The sequence below is a fragment of the Haloactinopolyspora sp. genome (assembly GCF_027324685.1).
In the GTDB taxonomy this organism is placed as follows: Bacteria; Actinomycetota; Actinomycetes; order Jiangellales; family Jiangellaceae; genus Haloactinopolyspora.
This window is the reverse complement of the sequence record NZ_DAHVSH010000147.1, coordinates 1-19,979: the sequence shown is the minus strand read 5'-3', so window position 1 is coordinate 19,979 and position 19,979 is coordinate 1. Positions and strand designations below refer to the sequence as shown.

Genomic DNA, 19,979 nt, shown 5'->3' with positions numbered 1-19,979 from the left:
CGTGTGCGGGACGATCTCGGAGTACACCCTGGCCTCGCGCACGCGCCGCGCGATGAGCTGTGCGTACTGGGCGCCGAAATCAACGACGAGAACTGTGTCATGCGAGGTGTCGACCACCTGCCTGAGCGTATCGGACCCCCTCGGCAGGCCGGAACTTCTTCGCTGACCTCGCCGCCGTTCGGCACGCCGGCGGATGTCGTCGGGCCCGGGGCGCGTTGAAGCGCCGGGGGCGGTGACACCCCAAGGCTTTCTGTCGCAGGAACAGGCTTACACCGGTGGTGTGGCAGGCATTTGCCTAGTGAACATGATCATTTGACAACGGTGTTCTGGGGGTTGGGGCCGGGGAAAATGAGGTGCGGTTGACGAGCACGATTCGTAGCGTGGTGACTCGTGCGCGCACTCCCCTTGACTGATCCGGGAACCCCGGACACTCGCTCACGCCTGCGCTTCATCCTGTGGCTGGCGCGGCAGCAGTGGCGCACCCTCGCCGTCGGAACCGTCTTCGGTGTCACCTGGATGCTCGCTCAGGCGCTCATCCCGTGGTCGATCGGTCACGGCATCGACGGCATCGTCGACGGTGACCTCGACTCCACGTACCGATGGGCGTTCGTGGTCGCCGGTTTCGGCATCGTCCAGGCACTGGCCGGCATGATGCGCCACCGCGCCGCCGTGGCGAACTGGCTGTACTCGGCGTTCCGCGTCATCCAGCTGGTCAGCCGGCACGTCGCCCGCACCGGGCCGGCCGTCCCCCGCACCATGCCCACCGGCGAGGTCGTGGCGGCCACCTCCAGCGATTCCATGCACATCGGCCACGCGCTCGAGGTGACCCCGCGCTTCGCCGGGGCGATCGTGTCCTACGCGGTGGTGGCGGTCATCGTGCTGAACACCTCGGTCACCCTCGGCCTGATGGTCCTGATCGGCGTTCCGCTGCTGGTGCTCGGGCTCGGCCCGCTGGTGCGGCCACTGCAGCAGCGCCAGCACGACCAGCGCGAGGCGCTGGGAAATCTGACCGCCCTCGGCGCCGACACTGTCGCCGGGCTGCGCGTGCTGCGCGGCATCGGCGGCGAGAAGGTGTTCGTGCGCCGCTACACCGAACGTTCCGAGGCCGTCCGCCGCACCGGCGTCAAGGTCGCGGGCACCGAGGCGCTGCTCGACGCGATCCTGGTGCTGCTGCCGGGAATCTTCCTGGTCCTGCTGACCTGGGTGGGCGCTCGGTTGGTGCTCGCCGGATCGGTACAGCCAGGCGCCTTGGTCTCGCTGTACGGCTACGCGTTCTTCCTGATCCTTCCCGTGCGTACCGCGGGCGAGATGGCCTTCGCGCTGACTCGCGCGATGGTCGCTGTCCGGCGAGTCCTCCGGGTGCTGGGGGTGCCACGCGACGTACGCGACGACGCCGCGGTCGCCGCCGACCAGGGCGAGCAGGACGGGAAGGCTGATCGCACCGCCGACGACGTGTCCACCTCCGTCGATGCCACGCTCGTCGATCCCGATTCCGGGCTGCACGTCCGGCCGGGGAAGCTGACGATGCTCGTCGCCGACGACCCGGCCTTCACGGCCACGCTCGCCGACCGTCTGGGTCGCCTCACGGGCCACAGCGGCGTCGTGTTCGGCGGCGTCGTTCTCGACGAGATGCCGCTGCGCGAGGTGCGCCGGCGCATCGTCGTCAGCGATCCGGAACCGACGCTGTTCACGGGCACCCTGCGCGGCGGGCTCGACCCGCACGGCCATCATGACGACGCCGAGCTGGTCGCCGCGATGCGAACCGCCTCGGCCGGCGACGTCCTGGAAACCCTGCGCGACGGCCTCGACTCGCTGGTCGAGGAGCGCGGCCGGTCGTTGTCCGGCGGCCAGCGCCAGCGCGTGTCACTGGCCCGAGTCCTGGTCGGTGATCCCGAGGTCCTGGTCCTGGTGGAACCGACCAGCGCTGTCGACGCCCACACCGAGGCAGCCATCGCCGGCCGGTTGCGATCGGCGCGCTTTGGGCGGACGACGGTGGTCGCCACCGCCAGCCCGTTGATGCTGTCGCAGGCCGACACCGTGGTCTGGTTCGACGGCGGCCAGGTGAGCGCCGTGGGGACGCACGACGAACTTCTCGCCGCCGTGCCCGCCTATCGCCGCACCGTCACCCGAGAGGAGGCACCCGCATGACGACCACGCTGCCGATCGCGACGCCGGCCGAGGTCCGTGCCGAGGGCGCGGGACTGTTCCGGCGGCACCGGCGCCAGCTCGCCGTCGCGCTGGGGGTGCACGTCCTCGCCGCCACGGCAGGCCTGGCCGGGCCGTTCCTGCTCGGGCGCATAGTCGACGCCGTCACTCGCGGCTCGTCGACCACCCGGATCGACGTGCTGGCCGCCAGCCTGGCCGGGTTCATCATCGTCCGCGCCCTGCTGACCAGGGTCGCGATCAACCGCTCACTCGTCCTCGGAGAGCGGGTTTTCGCCGAGTTGCGCGAGACCTTCATCCGGCGGGTACTCGCGCTGCCGCTGTCCACCGTGGAGCGGGCGGGAACCGGCGATCTGGTGGCGCGCACCACCGGCGATATCGACGCGCTGTCACGTACGGTCCGGTTCGCCATCCCCGAGATCCTGGTCGCGGTCTTGACCACCGTGCTCACCCTGAGCGCCGCCCTGATCGCCGGGCCGCTGGTCGCTGCCGGGGCCGTCGTCGGCGTTCCGCTGCTCGTCGTCGGCACGCGCTGGTACCTCAACCGCGCCCGCGCGGGGTACCTGTGGGAACGCGCGTCCTACGCGACCCTCGACGGAACCATCACCGAGACCGTCGACGGCGCGCGCACCGTCGAGGCGCTGAGCCTGGGCGAGGTGCGCATCAACCGCGTCGACGACGATCTGCGCGAAGCGTACGCGGCCGAGCGGCGCACGCTGTTCCTGCGCACGGTCTGGTTCCCATCCGCTGAGATGGCCTACGTGCTGCCCGTGGTGGCCACGCTCGCCTGGGGCGGCTGGCTCGCCTCCGCCGGCCACGCGACGGCCGGGCAGGTGACCACCGTCGTGCTGTACATGGTGCAGATCGTCGACCCCGTCGACCGCCTGGTCTCGTGGCTGGACGAGCTCCAGGTCGGCATGTCGTCGTTCGCCCGCGTCGTCGGTATCGCGAACGTGCCGCCGGACCGCACCGCGACCGGGGCGCAGCCGTCGGACCAGGACATCCGCGCTGACGAGGTCCGCTACGCCTACGTCGACGATCACGACGTGCTGCACGGCGTGTCACTGGAGCTTTCTCGCGGTGAGCGCCTGGCGATGGTCGGCCCCTCGGGAGCCGGCAAGTCGACGCTGGGCCGGCTGCTGGCCGGGATCCACCCGCCGCGGCGCGGTCGGGTCTCGATCGGCGACGTTCCGCTGGTCGATCTCGAAATCGACCAGCTTCGGCGTGAGGTCGTGCTCGTGACCCAGGAGCATCACGTGTTCGTGGGCACCGTGCGCGACAACCTCGCGCTCGCCGCGCCGTCCGCCTCCGACGACGACCTGCGCCGCGCGCTCGCGGCGGTCGATGCGCTGGACTGGGTGGACGGGCTGCCGGACGGGCTGGACACCGTGGTCGGTTCCGGTGGGCACCCGGTGGGGCCCGCGTTCGCCCAGCAGGTCGCGCTGGCGCGCATCGTGTTGGCCGATCCGCACACGCTCGTGCTGGACGAGGCGACGTCGCTGCTCGATCCCCGCGCCGCGCGGCACCTGGAACGGTCGTTGTCGGCCGTGTTGCGCGGTCGCACCGTCATCGCGATCGCCCATCGACTGCACACCGCGCATGACGCCGACCGCGTCGCCGTCGTCGACGACGGGCAGATCGCCGAGCTGGGCAGCCACGATGAGCTCGTCGCCCAAGGCGGCGCCTACGCCGCGTTGTGGGAGTCGTGGCACGGCACGCCCGTCTCCGCCGACTCCAGGTGAGGCGATCCGGCCGGCTGCCCGGAGCCGGCCGGATCGCGTCGTTGACTTCGAGCGCACTCGAACTGCCAGTGTGAACGACCATGACGATGACACGCACACTCGGACGCAGCGACATCGAGGTCAGCGCCGTGGGCATGGGGTGCTGGGCGATCGGTGGACCGTTCTGGACCGATTCCGGCCCCGCCGGGTGGGGCCAGACCGACGACGACGAGTCCATCCGGACCATCCACCGTGCCCTCGACCTCGGCGTCACGCTGTTCGACACGGCTGACGCGTACGGCACTGGCCACAGCGAGCACCTCCTCGGGCGCGCGCTGGGCGAGCGCCGTGGCGACGTGGTCGTCGCGACCAAATGGGGCAACACGATGGACACGTCGGCCAAGCGGCTGACCGGCGCCGACGCGACCCCTGCGTACCTGCGCGGTGCCGCCGAGGCCTCGCTGCGCCGGCTCGGCACCGACTACATCGACCTGTACCAGCTGCACCTCAACGACCTGCCGATCAGCCAGGCCGAAGACCTGCTGAGCACGCTGGAGGACCTCGTCGACGCGGGCACGCTGCGGTGGTACGGATGGAGCACGGATTTCCCGGACCGCGCCGCGGCGTGGGGCCGAGACGGTCGGCACTGCACCGCGATCCAGCACAACCTCTCCGTACTGCACGACGCGGCTGAGGTGCTCGAGGTGTGCCGTACGCACCGGCTGGCCAGCCTCAACCGCGGTCCGCTGGCCATGGGGATGCTCACCGGCAAGTTCAGCGCCTCGTCCACGCTCGGCACCGACGACGTGCGCGGGGTGCCGCCGGAGTGGCTGATCTACTTCCGCGACGGCCGTCCCGCTCCGGAGTGGCTCGAGCGGGTTGCGGCAGTACGCGACGTGCTCACCGGCGGCGGGCGAACCCTCGCTCAGGGCGCCTTGGCGTGGATCTGGGCCCGCAGCGACCTGACGATCCCGATTCCGGGCTGCCGGACCGTGGCCCAGATCGAGGAGAACGCCGCAGCGATGGAGCACGGCCCGCTGTCCCCCGACGAGCTGGCCGAGGTGGAGCGGTTGCTGGTCGAACTGCGCGGCCAGCCGGTCCGCGCCATGTGAGTGCGAGCCCGCCGCCCGGCGGGCACGCACACCGCCTACGTCTCGACCGGGATGGCGGGGTGGCGCGGCGCGACCGGATCGAGTGGCCGGTACGGCGCACCGACCGGCGGACGCGGGTCCGCTTCGCCCTTGTTCGGCCAGAACGCCATGGCGCGTTCGGCCTGGGCGGTGATCGTCAGCGACGGGTTGGCGCCGAGGTTGGCCGAGATGGCCGACCCGTCGACGATGTGCAGGCCCGGGTGCCCGTAGACCCGCTGCCAGGCATCGATGACGCCGTCGTCGGGCGACGCGCCGATGGTGCAGCCACCGAGGAAGTGCGCGGTCATCGGCCGACCGAACGGCTCACCGATGGTGCCGGCCGGGGTGCCGCCGATCCGCGCCGCCATGCGCCGGACGAACTCGTGCGCGACCGGGATCCAGCCCGGGTTGGGCTCGCCATGCCCCTGCCTGGACGTGAGATAGCGACGGCCGGTCAGCCTGCTGCGCCGGGTATACGTGGTGATCGAGTTGTCCAGGGTCTGCATCGCCAGCGCGATCAGGGTGCGTTCGGACCAGTGCGCCATGTCGTACAGGCCGGCCAGATCCCGCCGCTGCCGCCACATCTGGCCCAGCCAGTTCACCCAGTGCGCCCGGGAGCCGCCTCCGTCAGCCAGCACCGTCTGCAGCAGCGACATCGCGTTGCTGCCGCGGCCGTAGCGGACCGGCTCGATGTGGGTGTGCTCGTCGACGTGGATCGACGACGTGATGGCCACGCCCTCGGTGTAATCGACCCTCCGGTCCGCCGCGATGGCACCGAGGATCGACTCGGAGTTCGTGCGGGTGAGCACGCCGAGCTGGTCCGACAGGTGCGGCAGGTGTCCTTCGTCGCGCATGCGGTGCAGCAGCCGCTGCGTCCCCAGCGCACCGGCGCTGACCACGACCTGGTCGGCGGTGAGCAGGCTCGGCTTCGCTCCCCGCGCGTCGGTGCGCCGGATCAGTGCGCCGTACCCGCCCTGCGGCAGCGGGCGCAGCGAGGTCACGGTCGACAGCTCGTGTACCTGGGCGCCGGCCCGCTCGGCGAAATACAGGTAGTTCTTGGGCAACGTGTTCTTCGCGTTGTACCGGCACCCGGTCATGCAGGCGCCGCAGTGCAGGCAACCGACGCGGTCGGGACCAGCGCCGCCGAAGTACGGGTCGGGCACCCGCACCCCGGGCTCGCCCAGGAAGACACCCACCGGGGCCGGCCGGAACGTGTGGCCCACGCCCATCTCGTCGGCCACCTGCTTGAAGACCTCGTCCGACGGCGACATCCGCGAATAGGTGGTGACACCGAGCATCCGCTTGGCCAGATCGAAGTACGGGGCCAGCTCGGCGCGCCAATCGGTGATCGCGCTCCATGCGGTGTCGCGGTAGAAGGCGTCGAGCGGTTCGTACAGCGTGTTGGCGTAGACCAGCGACCCGCCACCGACGCCCGCGCCGGAGAGGATGACACAGTCGCGCAGCGTGTCGATGCGCTGGATGCCGTAACAGCCCAGGGCCGGGGCGAACAGGAATCGGCGCACGTCCCACGAGGTGGCGGGAAAGGACTCGTCGTCGAAGCGGGCTCCGGCTTCCACGACGCCGACCCGGTAGCCCTTCTCGCTCAGGCGCAGCGCCGTCACGCTGCCACCGAACCCGGAGCCGATGACCAGGACGTCGTAGTGCGCTTTCACGGCCGGCCGATCTTGCGCATCGCGCGCAGCGAACGGGTCATGACGTCGGCGAACGTGTCGTACGTCAAGCCCGGCGGCGGGGTGATGCCGTGCAGGCGCTGCACCGCGACGGCCTGCGTCTCGGTGTAGCGCAGGATGCCTTCGCGGCCATGGCGGCGCCCCAGGCCCGATGCGCCGAGCCCGCCGATCGGCAGATCGTGGCTCCCCCACGCGGCGGCATAGCCCTCGTTGACGTTGACGATGCCGGCATGAAGCCGGCGGGCCACCGCGACACCCCGGCGGTGGTCGCCGGTCCACACCGAGGCGTTGAGCCCGTACGGTGTGGCGTTGGCCAACTCGACCGCGTCGTCCTCGGTGCTCACCGCCTGCACGGCGACCACCGGGCCGAACGTTTCGTCGTCGGCGGCGAGCATCCCTGGGCGCACGCCTTCGAGCACCGTGGGCTCGTGAAACCACGGGCCCAGGTCGGGCCGCGGCTGCCCTCCGGCCAGCACGGTGGCGCCTTTCGTGACGGCGTCCTGGACGTGCGCGGTGACCTTGTCCACCTGGGCCTGCGACATCAGCGTGCCCATGTCGCTGCTGTAGTCGAACGACGCGCCCAAGCGCAGGTCACGCACCCGGTCGAGGAACCGGGAGACGAAGGCTTCGTGCAGCGCCGAGGCCACGTAGATCCGTTCGACCGACACGCACAACTGACCGGCGTTGGAGAAGCACGCACGCACCGCCGACTCCGCGGCCCGGTCGACGTCGGCATCGTCGAGCACCACCATGGCGTTCTTGCCGCCGAGTTCGAGCGAGGCCCCGACCAGCCGTTCCCCCAGCCGTGCGGCGATCTTGCGACCCGCGCGGGTCGAGCCGGTGAACGAGACGTAGTCGGCGTGGTCGACCACGGCCGTCCCCACGGTCTCGCCGTCGCCGGCCACGATCTGCCACACCTCCTCGGGAAGACCTGCCTCGACGGCGATCGACCGCGCGAGCAGGGCCGTGAGAGTCGTCCGCGAGTCCGGCTTGTGCACCACTGCGTTGCCGGCCACGAAGGCGGGCAGGCAGTCCGAGATCGCCAACGTCAGCGGATAGTTCCACGGTGAGATGACGCCGACGACGCCCTTCGGCCGGCGGATCTCGAGCGCGCGAGTGAGCCCCGGGATCAGGCCGAGCCGGCGCCGATCGCGCACCGCCGACGGGCCACGAGCGGCGGTGTAGCGGGCGGCCAGCGCGACGTCGGCGATCTCTTCGAAGGCGTCCCGGCGGGCCTTGCCGGATTCGGCTTGGACGAGATCGGCGATCTCGGACTGCCGGTCGAGCACCAGGTCGTGGATGCGTCCGATGATCCGGGCCCGTTCGGTGACCGGTCGCGCGGCCCAGCCGTGCGCGGCATCGCGCGCGGCGTCGGCCGCGGTGCGCACGTCGTCCACCGTGGACAGCGGGATTTCAGCGAAAGCGCGCCCGGTGAACGGGGCGATCACCTCGATGCGCTCGGCTCTGGGGGTGGCGACGACGCGGTCGGCCAACCGGTCGAGGACACGACGGTCGACGACGTCGTCGACGCTGACATCGGTGGTCATCCTCGACAGGGTACGACCTCAGCGCAAGACCGTGACCTCGACTCGCTGGAAGTCCTTGACCTCGGTGTATCCAGTCGTGGCCATGGCCCGGCGCAACGCGCCCACCAGGTTCATCGAGCCGTCGGGCAGGTACGACGGACCGGAGACGATCTGCGCGAGCGGAGCGATGGTGCCGACGTGCACCCGCTCACCCCGCGGCAGTTCGGCATGATGCGCCTCGGAGCCCCAGTGCCACCCGTGCCCGGGTGCCTCGGACGCGCGAGCCAGCGGCGAACCGACCATGACGGCGTCGGCTCCGCAGGCGATCGCCTTCGCGATGTCGCCGGAGCGCCCGATCGACCCGTCGGCCACGACGTGCACGTAGCGCCCGCCGGACTCGTCGAGGTAGTCGCGCCGCGCCGCGGCCACGTCGGCCACCGCGGTGGCCATGGGCACCGTGACGCCGAGCACCGAGCGCGTCGTGTGCGACGACCCGCCGCCGAAGCCCACCAGCACCCCAGCCGCCCCGGTACGCATCAAGTGCAGCGCTGCCTGGTAGGTCGCGCAGCCGCCGACGATCACCGGCACGTCGAGCTCGTAGATGAACTGCTTGAGGTTGAGTGGCTCGGCTCGCCCCGAGACGTGCTCGGCCGACACGGTGGTACCCCGGATCACGACGATGTCGGCTCCGGACTCCACCACAGCTTGGTAGTAGCGCTTGACCCGCGGCGGCGACAACGCACCGGCGACGGTGACCCCAGCGTCGCGGATCTCGCGCAGCCGCTCGGCGATGAGCTCCTCGCGCACCGGGGCGGAGTAGATCTCCTGCAGCCGGTTGAGCGCCTTGCCCTCCTCGAGCCCGACGATCTCGGCGAGCAGGGGCTCGGGGTCGTCGTAGCGCGTCCACAGACCCTCGAGGTCCAGAACGCCCAGCCCACCGGCCTGACCCAGCGCGATGGCCGTCGCCGGCGACATCACCGAGTCCATGGGCGCCGCGACCAGCGGCGTGTCGAACCGGTAGGCGTCGATCTGCCAGTGCGTCGACACCTCTTCCGGGTCGCGGGTGCGCCGGGAAGGCACGATCGCTACGTCGTCGAAGGAATATGCTTCGCGGCCGCGCTTACCCCGGCCGATCTCGATCTCCGCCACGCGGACCAGGCTAACCGACGCCGCCGCGGCCCGAGACCGCAGGCGGAAACGCTGCTAGCGCCGAGAGGAGTAGTTGGGCGCCTCGACGGTCATCTGGATGTCGTGCGGGTGCGATTCCTTGAGCCCGGCCGAGGTGATGCGGATGAACTGGCCGCGCTCCTGAAGCTCGGGGATCGTACGCGCGCCGGTGTAGAACATCGACTGCCGCAACCCGCCGACGAGCTGGTGAGTCACGCTCGCCAACGGCCCGCGGAAGGGCACCTGGCCCTCGATCCCCTCGGGGATCAGCTCGTCGTCGCTGCTGACGTCGGCCTGGAAGTACCGGTCGCGGGTGCCGGACGTGGCCGCCCCGCGCTTGGTGAACGCGGCCAGCGAAGCCATGCCGCGATACGACTTGTACTGCTTGCCGTTGACGAAGATGAGCTCGCCCGGGCTCTCGGCGACACCGGCGAGCAGCGATCCGAGCATCACGGTGTCGGCTCCGGCCACGATCGCCTTGGCGATGTCGCCGGAGTACTGCAGCCCGCCGTCGCCGATGACCGGAACACCGGCCGGGCGGGCCGCCTTGGCGGCCTCGTGGATGGCCGTGACCTGCGGCACGCCGACCCCTGCGACCACTCGCGTGGTGCAGATGGACCCCGGGCCGATGCCCACCTTGATGGCGTCGACACCAGCGTCCACCAGCGCCTGCGCCCCGGCCCGCGTGGCGACGTTGCCACCGATGACGTCGACGCCCGCCGCCGCGGGTTCGGCCTTGAGCTTGCCGACCATGTCGAGCAGGGCGTTGGTGTGTCCGTGCGCGGTGTCGACGACGAGCACGTCGACCCCGGCTTCGACCAGCGCCATGGCGCGGTCCCACGCGTCGCCGAAGAATCCGACGGCGGCGGCCGCGACGAGCCGGCCCTCGGCATCCTTGGTGGCGTTGGGGTACTCCTCGGACTTGACGAAGTCCTTGACGGTGATGAGGCCCTTCAGCCGCCCGGCGTCGTCGACGAGGGGGAGCTTTTCGACCTTGTGCTTGGCCAGCAGCGCGAACGCGTCATCGGCCTGGATGCCGACCGGTGCGGTGACCAGGGGCATCTGCGTCATCACGGAGCGGACGCGGCGCTGCTCGAACTCCCCGGACGGGATGAAGCGGATGTCGCGGTTGGTGACGATGCCCAGCAGCACGCCGGCGTCGTCCACCACCGGCAGCCCGGAGATGCGGTAGTGCGCGCACATGGCGTCCATCTCGGCCAGCGTGGCGTCGGGGCCGATGGTCACCGGATCGGTGACCATGCCGGACTCCGACCGCTTCACCAGGTCGACCTGGCGGGCCTGCTCGTCGATCGAGACACTGCGGTGCAGGACGCCCAGCCCGCCCTGCCGGGCCATCGCGATGGCCATCCGCGCCTCGGTGACGGTGTCCATGGCACTGGACAACAGAGGCACGCGGACATCGATGTTGCGCGAAACCCTCGAAGCGGTGTCGACCTCGCTGGGCACGACGTCGGACTCGCCGGGGAGCAGGAGCACATCGTCGAAGGTGAGCCCGATGGGAGCGAACATCTCGGGCACGCCGGACTGCATGGGGTCCATGGACACGATCCTGATGGTCGAAGGGGCGATGGACCCAATCGTATGGCGGCACCGGGGCGGGTCTCCACCGCATGCCGACATTCCCCCGCCCTCGTCCTTCTCTCCCCCGCTCGGGGGAGGCCGTCGCGCGTCGGCCGTCGCGATCATCGAGCCATGACGACCACGCTCGCTACGGCACCGGGCCGGTTCCTCCGCGACGTCGTCACCCTCGGTCGGCCGTGGTTCTGGCCGGTGTCGCTGGTTCCCTACTACGTCGGCGTGGTCCTGGCGACCCACCGGCTGGTACCGGCGATGTCCGACCTGCCGGACGTCGCCGCCGGAGCCGTGGTGATCGGGCCGCTGATGTGGTGGGCCGTCCTGGCCGTCAACGACGCGCACGACGTCGACGGAGACCGCCTCAACCCCCGCAAGGCCACGGCGCCGCTGGCGAGCGGGCGCATGTCGGTCGCCGTGGCGCAGCGCGTCGCCGCCCTCGCCGCGACCATGGCGGTCGCCGTGGCGGGCACCGTCGGTCTCGCTTTCGCCGTGGGGACCGTGGCGGCGCTGGTGACCGGCTGGGCCTACAGCGCTCCCCCGCTGCGGCTCAAGGTCCGCCCCGGCGCCGACGTCGCGGTCAACGCGGTGGCGCTCGGTGCGTTCGGCATGCTGGCCGGCTGGGTCACCGTCCAGCCGCTCAACGCGTTTCCCTGGGTGATGGCCGTGCTGGGCACGCTGGTGGCCGTCGGCCTGTACGTCCCGACGACCGTCGCCGATCTCCACGCCGACCGGGCCGGCGGGTACTCGACGGTGGCGGTCCGGTTGGGCGTGGCGTGGACCCGGCGCCTGGGGTTCGCCGCGTGGACCGCCGCCGCGATGCTGGCCGTCGTGCTCGCCGCCACCGACACCGTCGTCCCGCGGCGCATGCTGGCGCTGGAAGTCGTCATGGTGCCCGTGCTCGTGGGTGTCTATCGGCGGCTGGTCACGACGGCGGCGTCGTTCCGCAACGTGGTGATCCTGGCGGCGGCGTTCCTGGTGCCGTGTGCCACGTTCGCGCTGACGTACACGGGCGTGTGGTGACGGGCGCGGGGCCGATCGCCGCAGCCGGACAGGGTCACACGGGTCAGGGTCACACCCCTAGGCGTTGTGCTGCATCACGAGGCGTGCACGGGTGGTGGAGCAGGGAATCACCAAGTGAACATGATCATTTGGAGCGCAGGCGGGAGAGGCGGTCGACGGCGGCGTGCAGGACGTCGTCGCGTTTGCAGAAGGCGAACCGCACGAGTGAGCGTGCCGCCGAGACGTCGTCGTAGAACGCCGAGACCGGCACCGCCGCCACCCCGGCCAGCTCCGGAAGCCGTCGGCACAGCTCGGCACCGTCGTCGAAACCCAGTGGCGCCGCATCGGCCACGGCAAAATACGTCCCTCGCGGCGGCGACACCCCGAAGCCGGCCGCGCGCAGACCGTCGCACAGCAGGTCGCGTTTGCGGCGCAGGTCCGCGGAAAGACCGGTGAAGAAGTCGTCGTCGAGCCCCAGCACGCCGGCCACGGCCGGCTGCATGGGCCCGGCGTTGACGAACGTCAAGTACTGCTTCACCGTTCGAGCCGCGGCCACCAGCTCGGCCGGTCCGTGCAGCCAGCCGACCTTCCACCCGGTGACCGAGAACGTCTTGCCCGCCGACGAGATCGTCACCGTGTGCTCGCCCATACCGGGCCTGGTCGCCATCGGCACGTGCACGGCGTCGTCGTAGACCTGATGCTCGTAGACCTCGTCGGTCACGACGACGGCACCGTGCTCGCGCGCCAGCGCCCCGATCATGTCCAGCTCGGCCTCGTCGAACACCTTCCCGGCCGGGTTGTGCGGAGTGTTCACCAGCACGATCCGGGTGCGCTCGGTGAAGGCCGCACGCAGTTCGCCGGGATCGATGGTGAACTCCGGCCAGCGCAGGGTCACGGTGCGGCGAACGGCGCCGGCCAGCGCGATCGACGCCGCGTAGGAGTCGTAGACCGGGTCGAAGGTCACCACCTCGTCGCCCGGTTCGCACAAGGCGAGAATCGTCGCGGCGATCGCCTCGGTGGCTCCGGCGGTGATCAGGACCTCTGTGTCGGGATCGACATCCAGGCCGTAGAAGCGCTTCTGGTGCCGGGCGACGGCCTCGCGCAGAACGGGCACGCCGGGCCCGGGCGGGTACTGGTTGGCCCCGGCGCGCATCGCCTGGCACGCGTCGTCGATCAGGGATTGCGGCCCGTCCTCGTCCGGGAAGCCCTGCCCCAGGTTGATGGCGCCGGTGCGCGTCGCCAACGCCGTGATCTCGGCGAAGATCGTGGACGTGAACGGTCGCATGCGCTCGACCAGAACTGGCTGACGTGGTGGCACGCACCTCACGGTAGTCCACGCGACACAGGTGTAGGCAGCACCGCCGTTCGACCGATATGATCGAGACCAGCCCTGGGGTAACACTTGTGCCCCTGTTGCGTCTGCCCGGTTAGTGGGTAGCGGGTTTCGACGGTCTCCTGACCGTCTCCGACGACCGGTTCAGCCTGCCGTTTTGCGTCATCGGCGCTGCGGCACGCTCACGTTCGATGGAGACCCCCGTGGCCCACCGCCGCTCAGCCCCGCCCGCCCACGCCGCTCACCGGTTCCGCCTGCCGGTCCTGACGCTCGCTGCCGCCGCATTGCTGGCCGGCTGCGGTAGCTCGACCGGCGAGACCTCGTCGGCCGACTCGGCTGACTCGGCCGACTCGGCCGGCTCGGCCGAGTCCGGCGTGACCGTGGACAACTGCGGCTTCGAGGTGAGCGTCGAGCAGCCGCCGCAGCGTGTGGTCACCATCAAGTCCACGGCCACCGAGACGATGCTGGCCCTCGGGCTCGGCGATCGCCTGGTGGGCACCGCGTTCGCCGACGGCCCGGTGCCGGATCGCTACGCCGACCAGGTGGCCGACGTTCCCGTGCTGTCGGACAAAGTGCCCGGCCAGGAGGCCTTGCTCGACGTCGAGCCGGATTTCGTCTACGCCGGTTGGGAGAGCAACTTCGCTGCCGATGCCGCCGGCGAGCGAGGCGCGTTGGCCGAGTTCGGCATCGACACCTACGTCTCGCCGGCTGCCTGCAAGGATCCCGAGTACCAGCCGGATCCGTTGACCTTCGACGTGCTGTTCGACCAGATCCGTGAGCTGGCCGGCATCTTCGGCGTCACCGACCGCGCCGAGGCGCTCATCGCCGAACAGCAGGCGCTGCTGGACAGCGTCGACGACCCCGGCCGAGGCCGCACGGCGCTGTGGTACAGCTCGGGCGAGGACGCTCCCTACGTCGGCGGCGACATCGGCGCGCCGGCGATGATGATGCGCGCACTGGGGCTGCAGAACATCTTCGCCGACATCGACGACACGTGGTCGAACGTCGGCTGGGAGGACGTCATCGCCCGCAATCCCGACGTCATCGTGCTGGTCGACGCCGAATGGAACACCGCGGAGCACAAGATCGAGCTGTTGGAGTCCAACCCGGTCACCGCCGCGCTGCCCGCCGTGACCGAAGGCCGGTATCTGCGGCTGCCGTTCCCCGCGGCCGAGGCCGGGGTCCGCAACGCGCAGGCCGTCGCCGACCTGGCTGACCAGCTGAGCCGACTGGACGAGGACGCCGCATGACGTCGACGGCCCCTCCCCTCAGTCCGCCGCGACCGCAGCGCCCGCGCCCGCGTGGCCGGCGCGGTGCCGCCAGCGCGGCCTGGATCGCCACCATGGCGGCGCTGGTGGTGGTGTCGGTCACCGTCACGGTGACGATCGGCCCTGCGGACATCGGTGCGCTGGACGTGTGGCGCTCCATCGGCACGCACCTGGGACTCGAACGCCTCGGCATCGGCCCGTCGCCGCTGTCGACACTGCGCGACGGCATCGTCTGGGAGCTACGGCTGCCGCGGGTCCTGGCCGCGGGGGCCGTCGGCGCGGCGCTGGCAATCTGCGGTGCGGTGATGCAGACGCTGACGCGCAATCCACTGGCCGACCCGTACCTGCTGGGGCTGTCGTCCGGGGCCTCGGTCGGCGCGGTGGCCGTGCTGGTCCTGGGGGTGGGTCAGCTGGGCCTCCCCGTCGCCGCGTTCGCCGGCGCCTTGGTGGCGCTGATGATCACCCTCGCGTTGGCGAACCGTCGCGGAGAGCTTGCGCCGACGCGCACCGTGCTCGCCGGGCTGGCGGTGTCGTACCTGTGCTCGGCGGCGACGTCGTTCGTCATCTTCTGGTCCGCGACCGGTGACTCCTACCGCGAGATCCTCAGCTGGCTGCTCGGTTCGCTGAGCGGCGCCTCGTGGGCCGACGTGGTCATCGTGAGCGTGGCGGTCGTGGTCGTCGGGGGCGTGTTGTTGAGTCGGGCCCGCACGCTCGATGCGTTCGCCTTCGGCGACGGCACCGCCGCCACGCTGGGGGTCGACGTCAACGCCACCCGCTGGACGCTGCTCACGCTCGTCGCCTTGCTCACCGGCGCCGCCGTGGCCGTCAGCGGCGCCATCGGCTTCGTCGGGCTGATGGTGCCGCACGCGGTACGCCTGGTCACCGGGTCCGGTCACCGCCGCGTGCTGCCCCTGGCCACGCTCACCGGCGCGGTGTTCCTGATCTGGGCCGACACCCTGGCCCGGACCATCTTCGATCCGCGCGAGCTACCGGTGGGCGTGGTGACCGCCTTTCTCGGCGCACCGGCGTTCGCGTTCCTCCTGCGGCGCAGAAAGGTCGGCCGATGACCGCCGAATCCACGATCGTCACCACCCGCCCCGCGACCGCCCAGGCCGCCCGGGACGACCTGGTCGTTTCCGGTGTCTCGTGGAGCGTGGACGGTGCCCTGATCGTCGACGGCGTCGACGTCTCGGTCCCCGCCGGCACCGTCACCGGACTCCTGGGCCCGAACGGTTCAGGCAAGAGCAGTCTGCTGCGCGCCGTGGCCGGGACGACGCGGCCGGACACCGGCGTCGTCACCCTCGATGGCCAGGACCTGCTGGCGATGCGCCGGCGGGAGCGGGCGCGACAGGTCGCCGTCGTCGAGCAGGAATCCACCGCCGACGTGCCATTGACCGTCCTCGACGTGGTGCTGCTCGGCCGCACGCCGCATCGCCCGGCCCCCGACGACGAGCGACGCGCGCTCGAGGCACTCGAGACCGTCGGCATGAGCGAGCTGGCCGACCGCGACTGGCACACGCTGTCCGGCGGTGAACGCCAGCGGGTGCACCTCGCGCGTGCGGTGACTCAGCAGCCGCGCCTGCTCCTGCTCGACGAACCCACCAACCACCTCGACATCCACTTTCAGCTGACGCTGCTGAAGTTCGTCCGCGACCTGCGCGTGACGACGCTGGCCGCGCTGCACGACCTCAACCTGGCCGCCGCCTACTGCGATCAGCTCGTCGTCCTGGCCGGCGGGCGCGTCGTGGCGTCGGGAACCCCCGAGGAGGTCTTGGTCCCCGACGTGGTGCGTGCCGTCTTCGGCGTCGACTGCGACGTGCACCCGCATCCCCGCACAGGACGCCCGGTCCTCACGTTCTCGCCGCTGCAGGGCTAACGCGGCTAGCGCTACGGGGTCAGGGCCGGCAGCACCTCGCGGCCGAACACCTTCAGCCACGTGCGTTGGTCGGCGCTGACGTTGTGCAAGTAGACGTGCGTGGCGCCGACGTCGAGGTAGGCCTGGATCTCGCGGCGATGGGCGTCCGGGTCCGATGACACCAGCAGCCGGCCCTCGAAGTCCTCGGGGCGCACCATGCGGGCCATCTGCTCGAAGTCGTGCGGCGAGCGGATGTCGGCCTTCGAGAACCGCATCGCGCCGTTGGGCCACTCGCGCACGGCCTGTTCAGCTGCATCGGCGTCGTCCGGCGCCCAGGCCAGGTGGACCTGAACGATCTTCGTCGCCGCTGATGGGTCCTTGCCCGCCGAGCGAGCGCCGTCGTCGAACCGCGCGAACAGCGTCGCCACCTTCTCCGGAGTGGAGGCGACGGTGATGATGCCGTCGGTGCTCGCACCGGCTCGCCGGGCGGTGACGGGGCCGGACGTCGCCACGTAGATGGGCGGCGCCACGTCGGGCATGGTCCACAGCCGGCTGCGCTCGAGCGTGAAGAACCGGCCGTCGTGGCGGACGTCGCGGCCGGTGAACAGCTTCTGGATGATCTCGACCGCCTCGAACATGCGCGCGATCCGCTCCGGCGCTTCGGGCCAGTACCCGCCGACGACGTGCTCGCTGATCGCTTCGCCGGAACCGACCCCGAGCCAGTGCCGGCCGGGGTACATCGACTCCAGCGTCGCCGCCGCCTGCGCGACCACGGCCGGGTGCCACCGAAACGACGGGCACGTGGCGCCGACGCCCACGCTGCCGCGGGTGCGTTCGGCCATCGCCGTCATGACGTTCCAGACGAAGCCAGCCTGACCCTGATGAGCCGTCCACGGCTGGAAATGATCGTCGGCCATGACGCCGTCGAAGCCGGCCTGCTCGGCCTCGACGGTCAAGGCCACGACCTCCGACGGGGGGAAGCGCTCCAGCATCGCCGCGTACCCGACCCGCGCCCGGCTGCCTGCCATCCGTTCCCCTTCCTACATCCTGCACTTCTGGAGGGTTTTCCACCCTTCCGCAACGGTCGAAGCGTGGAAAACCCTCCAGAAGTCGACACCGCCCAACTCGAGGCGGCCTGACGCACGACGGCCCGGGCACCCGCTGATCGGGTGGCCCGGGCCGTCTGGCCAGCAATGGTCGGTCAGTGACCGTGACCGTGGCCGGTGTTGTCTTCCTCGTCCTCGGGCTTGTCGACCACCAGCGCCTCGGTCGTGAGCAGCAGGCTCGCGATCGATGCGGCGTTGGCGACGGCCGAGCGCGTCACCTTGACCGGGTCGAGGACGCCCTGCTCCAGCAGGTCGCCGTACTCACCGGTCACCGCGTTGTAGCCCTGCCCAGCCGGACCGGACTCCACGCGGGAGACGATGACGTAGCCGTTCTCGCCCGCGTTCTCCGCGATCCAGCGCAGCGGCTCGACGAGGGCGCCGCGCACGATGTCGACACCGGTCGCCTCGTCGCCGGTCCGGCCGAGGTTGTCCTCGAGCGCCGACCGGGCGTGCACCAGGGCGGCACCGCCACCGGAGACGATGCCCTCCTCGATGGCTGCACGGGTCGCCGACACGGCGTCCTCGATGCGGTGCTTGCGCTCCTTGAGCTCGACCTCGGTGGCCGCACCGACCTTGATGACGCCGACGCCCCCGGCGAGCTTGGCCAGGCGCTCCTGGAGCTTCTCGCGGTCCCAGTCCGAGTCGGTGTTCTCGATCTCGGCCCGGATCTGCGCGACCCGGGCGTCGATGTCGGCCTGGGCACCGGCACCGTCGACCACCGTGGTGTCGTCCTTGGTGACCACGACGCGGCGGGCCTGGCCGAGCACCTCGAGGCCGACCTGGTCGAGCTTGAGCCCGACCTCCTCGGCGACGACCTGGCCGCCGGTCAGGACGGCGAGGTCCTGCAGGATCGCCTTGCGGCGGTCGCCGAAGCCGGGCGCCTTGACCGCGACCGAGGTGAAGGTGCCGCGGATCTTGTTGACGACCAGCGTCGACAGCGCCTCGCCCTCGACGTCCTCGGCCACGATGAGCAGTGGCTTGCCGGACTGGACGACCTTCTCCAGCAGCGGGAGCAGGTCGGCCATGGACGAGATCTTGCCCTGGTGGATGAGGATGTAGGCATCCTCGAGAACCGCTTCCTGACGGTCGGCGTCAGTGACGAAGTACGGGCTCAGGTAGCCCTTGTCGAACTGCATACCTTCGGTGAACTCGAGCTCGGTCCCGAAGGTCTGCGACTCGTCGACGGTGATGACGCCGTCCTTGCCGACCTTGTCGAACGCCTCGGCGATGACCTCACCGATCGTGCGGTCCTGCGCACTGATGGCAGCGACCGAGGCGATGTCGGACTTCTCGTCGACCGGACGCGCGGTCTCGAGCAGCCGCGTCGTCACGGCCTCGACCGCCGCGTCGATACCGCGCTTGATCGCCAGCGGCGCGGCGCCGGCGGCGACGGACTTCAGGCCACGGTGCACCATCGCCTGGGCGAGAACGGTCGCCGTGGTGGTGCCGTCACCGGCGATGTCGTTGGTCTTGGTGGCGACCTCCTTGGCGAGCTGCGCGCCGAGGTCTTCGTAGGGGTCTTCCAGCTCCACCTCACGAGCGATGGTCACGCCGTCGTTCGTGATGGTGGGCGAGCCGTACTTCTTGTCGAGGACGACATTGCGGCCGCGCGGGCCGAGCGTCACCTTGACCGTGTTCGCGAGGGCGTCGACGCCGGCCTCGAGCTTGCGGCGGGCATCCTCGTCGAACTCGAGGATCTTAGGCATGGATCAGCTATCCCTTCCGAATGGAGAAGGCGCCCCGGACGGATTCGCAGCTCGGTGCGAGCCACTGTGGCCCGAGGCGCCTTCACTCACATGGCTCGATACTCAGCGCGTCACTTCTGGACGACGGCGAGCACGTCCCGGCCGGAGAGAATGAGCAGCTCTTCGCCGCCGTACTTCACCTCGGTGCCGCCGTACTTCGAGTAGAGGACGACGTCGCCGACCTTGACGTCCAGCGGGATACGCTTCTCGCCGTCTTCGTCCCAACGGCCTTCGCCCACGGCGACGACCTCACCCTCCTGGGGCTTCTCCTTGGCGGTGTCCGGGATCACGAGCCCGGAAGCCGTCGTCTGCTCCACATCGAGGGGCTTGACCACGATCCGGTCCTCGAGTGGCTTGATGGAGACCGACACTTGTCTGACCTCCCCTTTCGCAGGATGTCACGGTTGCTGAAGATGGACAGGCCGCGTGCCGCCGCCGTCGCGGGTGCCGACGGGATCGACCATTGGCACTCTCATACTGAAAGTGCCAACTATCAACGTAGTCGCTTCGTTAGCACTCGGTCAAGGCGAGTGCCAGTCCACTCCGCCGGGGTTGCCTACGCCGGGATGTTGTCGGATCGACTACCCGACGCTTCGATCACGGTGATCGCGGACTCGCCGGGCTGGCATCGCGCCCTCGCGCTCGCCGGCGTGTCCGTCGACGACCGGCTCGCGCTAAG

Annotated in this window: 15 protein-coding genes; 7 read left to right on the top strand and 8 right to left on the bottom strand. The window is 70.6% G+C overall.

Annotation, left to right across the window (positions count from 1 at the left end; all coding sequences use genetic code 11):
- The first annotated feature begins 390 nt into the window (after window positions 1-390).
- The 3 genes from M6444_RS16425 (at window position 391) to M6444_RS16415 (ending at window position 4,996) form a co-directional block, all read left to right on the top strand.
- Entirely contained in the window at window positions 391-2,148 is a 1,758-nt protein-coding gene (locus M6444_RS16425; protein ID WP_298329750.1) for an ABC transporter ATP-binding protein, read from the top strand.
- Window positions 2,145-3,905: an ABC transporter ATP-binding protein gene (locus tag M6444_RS16420; RefSeq protein ID WP_298329747.1), complete on the top strand. Its 1,761-nt coding sequence runs from the start codon at window positions 2,145-2,147 to the stop codon at window positions 3,903-3,905. The genes M6444_RS16425 and M6444_RS16420 overlap by 4 nt, the downstream gene beginning before the upstream one ends.
- Before the next feature lie 80 nt (window positions 3,906-3,985).
- Entirely contained in the window at window positions 3,986-4,996 is a 1,011-nt protein-coding gene (locus M6444_RS16415; RefSeq protein ID WP_363326401.1) for an aldo/keto reductase, read from the top strand.
- A gap of 35 nt (window positions 4,997-5,031) precedes the next feature.
- On the opposite strand, the gene M6444_RS16410 is transcribed toward M6444_RS16415, so the two are convergent.
- From M6444_RS16410 to guaB, 4 genes are read right to left on the bottom strand one after another with little or no spacing between them, the layout of a single operon-like run.
- On the bottom strand, window positions 5,032-6,687 hold the full coding sequence (locus M6444_RS16410) for a GMC family oxidoreductase (protein ID WP_298329743.1): 1,656 nt from the start codon (window positions 6,685-6,687) through the stop codon (window positions 5,032-5,034).
- A complete protein-coding gene (locus tag M6444_RS16405; protein ID WP_298329740.1) occupies window positions 6,684-8,252 on the bottom strand; it encodes a succinic semialdehyde dehydrogenase in 1,569 nt (522 codons plus the stop codon). Before M6444_RS16405 ends, M6444_RS16410 begins: the two co-directional genes overlap by 4 nt.
- Window positions 8,253-8,270: 18 nt before the next feature.
- Complete coding sequence (locus M6444_RS16400; RefSeq protein WP_298329737.1) at window positions 8,271-9,380, bottom strand: GuaB3 family IMP dehydrogenase-related protein; 1,110 nt, start codon at window positions 9,378-9,380, stop codon at window positions 8,271-8,273.
- A 54-nt stretch (window positions 9,381-9,434) separates the two neighbouring features.
- Window positions 9,435-10,958: an IMP dehydrogenase gene (guaB, locus tag M6444_RS16395; protein ID WP_298329753.1), complete on the bottom strand. Its 1,524-nt coding sequence runs from the start codon at window positions 10,956-10,958 to the stop codon at window positions 9,435-9,437.
- 153 nt (window positions 10,959-11,111) lie between these two features.
- Here guaB and M6444_RS16390 point away from each other — a divergent pair, with 153 nt between their 5' ends.
- Window positions 11,112-12,014: a UbiA family prenyltransferase gene (locus tag M6444_RS16390; protein WP_298329733.1), complete on the top strand. Its 903-nt coding sequence runs from the start codon at window positions 11,112-11,114 to the stop codon at window positions 12,012-12,014.
- A gap of 124 nt (window positions 12,015-12,138) precedes the next feature.
- Here the strand turns inward: M6444_RS16390 and M6444_RS16385 are convergent, their stop codons facing one another.
- Entirely contained in the window at window positions 12,139-13,311 is a 1,173-nt protein-coding gene (locus M6444_RS16385) for a pyridoxal phosphate-dependent aminotransferase (protein ID WP_298329730.1), read from the bottom strand.
- A 206-nt stretch (window positions 13,312-13,517) separates the two neighbouring features.
- Between M6444_RS16385 and M6444_RS16380 the strand changes: the two genes are divergently transcribed.
- The 3 genes from M6444_RS16380 to M6444_RS16370 all read left to right on the top strand — a co-directional run bounded on the left by M6444_RS16380 (window position 13,518) and on the right by M6444_RS16370 (window position 16,470).
- Window positions 13,518-14,576, top strand: a complete 1,059-nt coding sequence (locus M6444_RS16380; RefSeq protein ID WP_298329728.1) for a putative F420-0 ABC transporter substrate-binding protein — start codon at window positions 13,518-13,520, stop codon at window positions 14,574-14,576.
- 92 nt (window positions 14,577-14,668) lie between these two features.
- On the top strand, window positions 14,669-15,661 hold the full coding sequence (locus M6444_RS16375; RefSeq protein WP_363326402.1) for a putative F420-0 ABC transporter permease subunit: 993 nt from the start codon (window positions 14,669-14,671) through the stop codon (window positions 15,659-15,661).
- The gene (locus tag M6444_RS16370) at window positions 15,658-16,470 is read left to right on the top strand and encodes an ATP-binding cassette domain-containing protein (RefSeq protein WP_298329722.1); all 813 of its coding nucleotides are present in this window, start codon (window positions 15,658-15,660) and stop codon (window positions 16,468-16,470) included. Before M6444_RS16375 ends, M6444_RS16370 begins: the two co-directional genes overlap by 4 nt.
- 11 nt (window positions 16,471-16,481) lie before the next feature.
- Here M6444_RS16370 and M6444_RS16365 read toward each other — a convergent pair whose 3' ends face one another.
- From M6444_RS16365 to groES, 3 genes are all read right to left on the bottom strand, one after another.
- Entirely contained in the window at window positions 16,482-17,477 is a 996-nt protein-coding gene (locus tag M6444_RS16365; RefSeq protein WP_298329719.1) for a TIGR03557 family F420-dependent LLM class oxidoreductase, read from the bottom strand.
- A gap of 173 nt (window positions 17,478-17,650) precedes the next feature.
- On the bottom strand, window positions 17,651-19,261 hold the full coding sequence (gene groL, locus M6444_RS16360; RefSeq protein ID WP_298329716.1) for a chaperonin GroEL: 1,611 nt from the start codon (window positions 19,259-19,261) through the stop codon (window positions 17,651-17,653).
- 110 nt (window positions 19,262-19,371) lie between these two features.
- Window positions 19,372-19,671, bottom strand: a complete 300-nt coding sequence (gene groES, locus M6444_RS16355; protein WP_298329713.1) for a co-chaperone GroES — start codon at window positions 19,669-19,671, stop codon at window positions 19,372-19,374.
- Window positions 19,672-19,979: the final 308 nt, after the last annotated feature.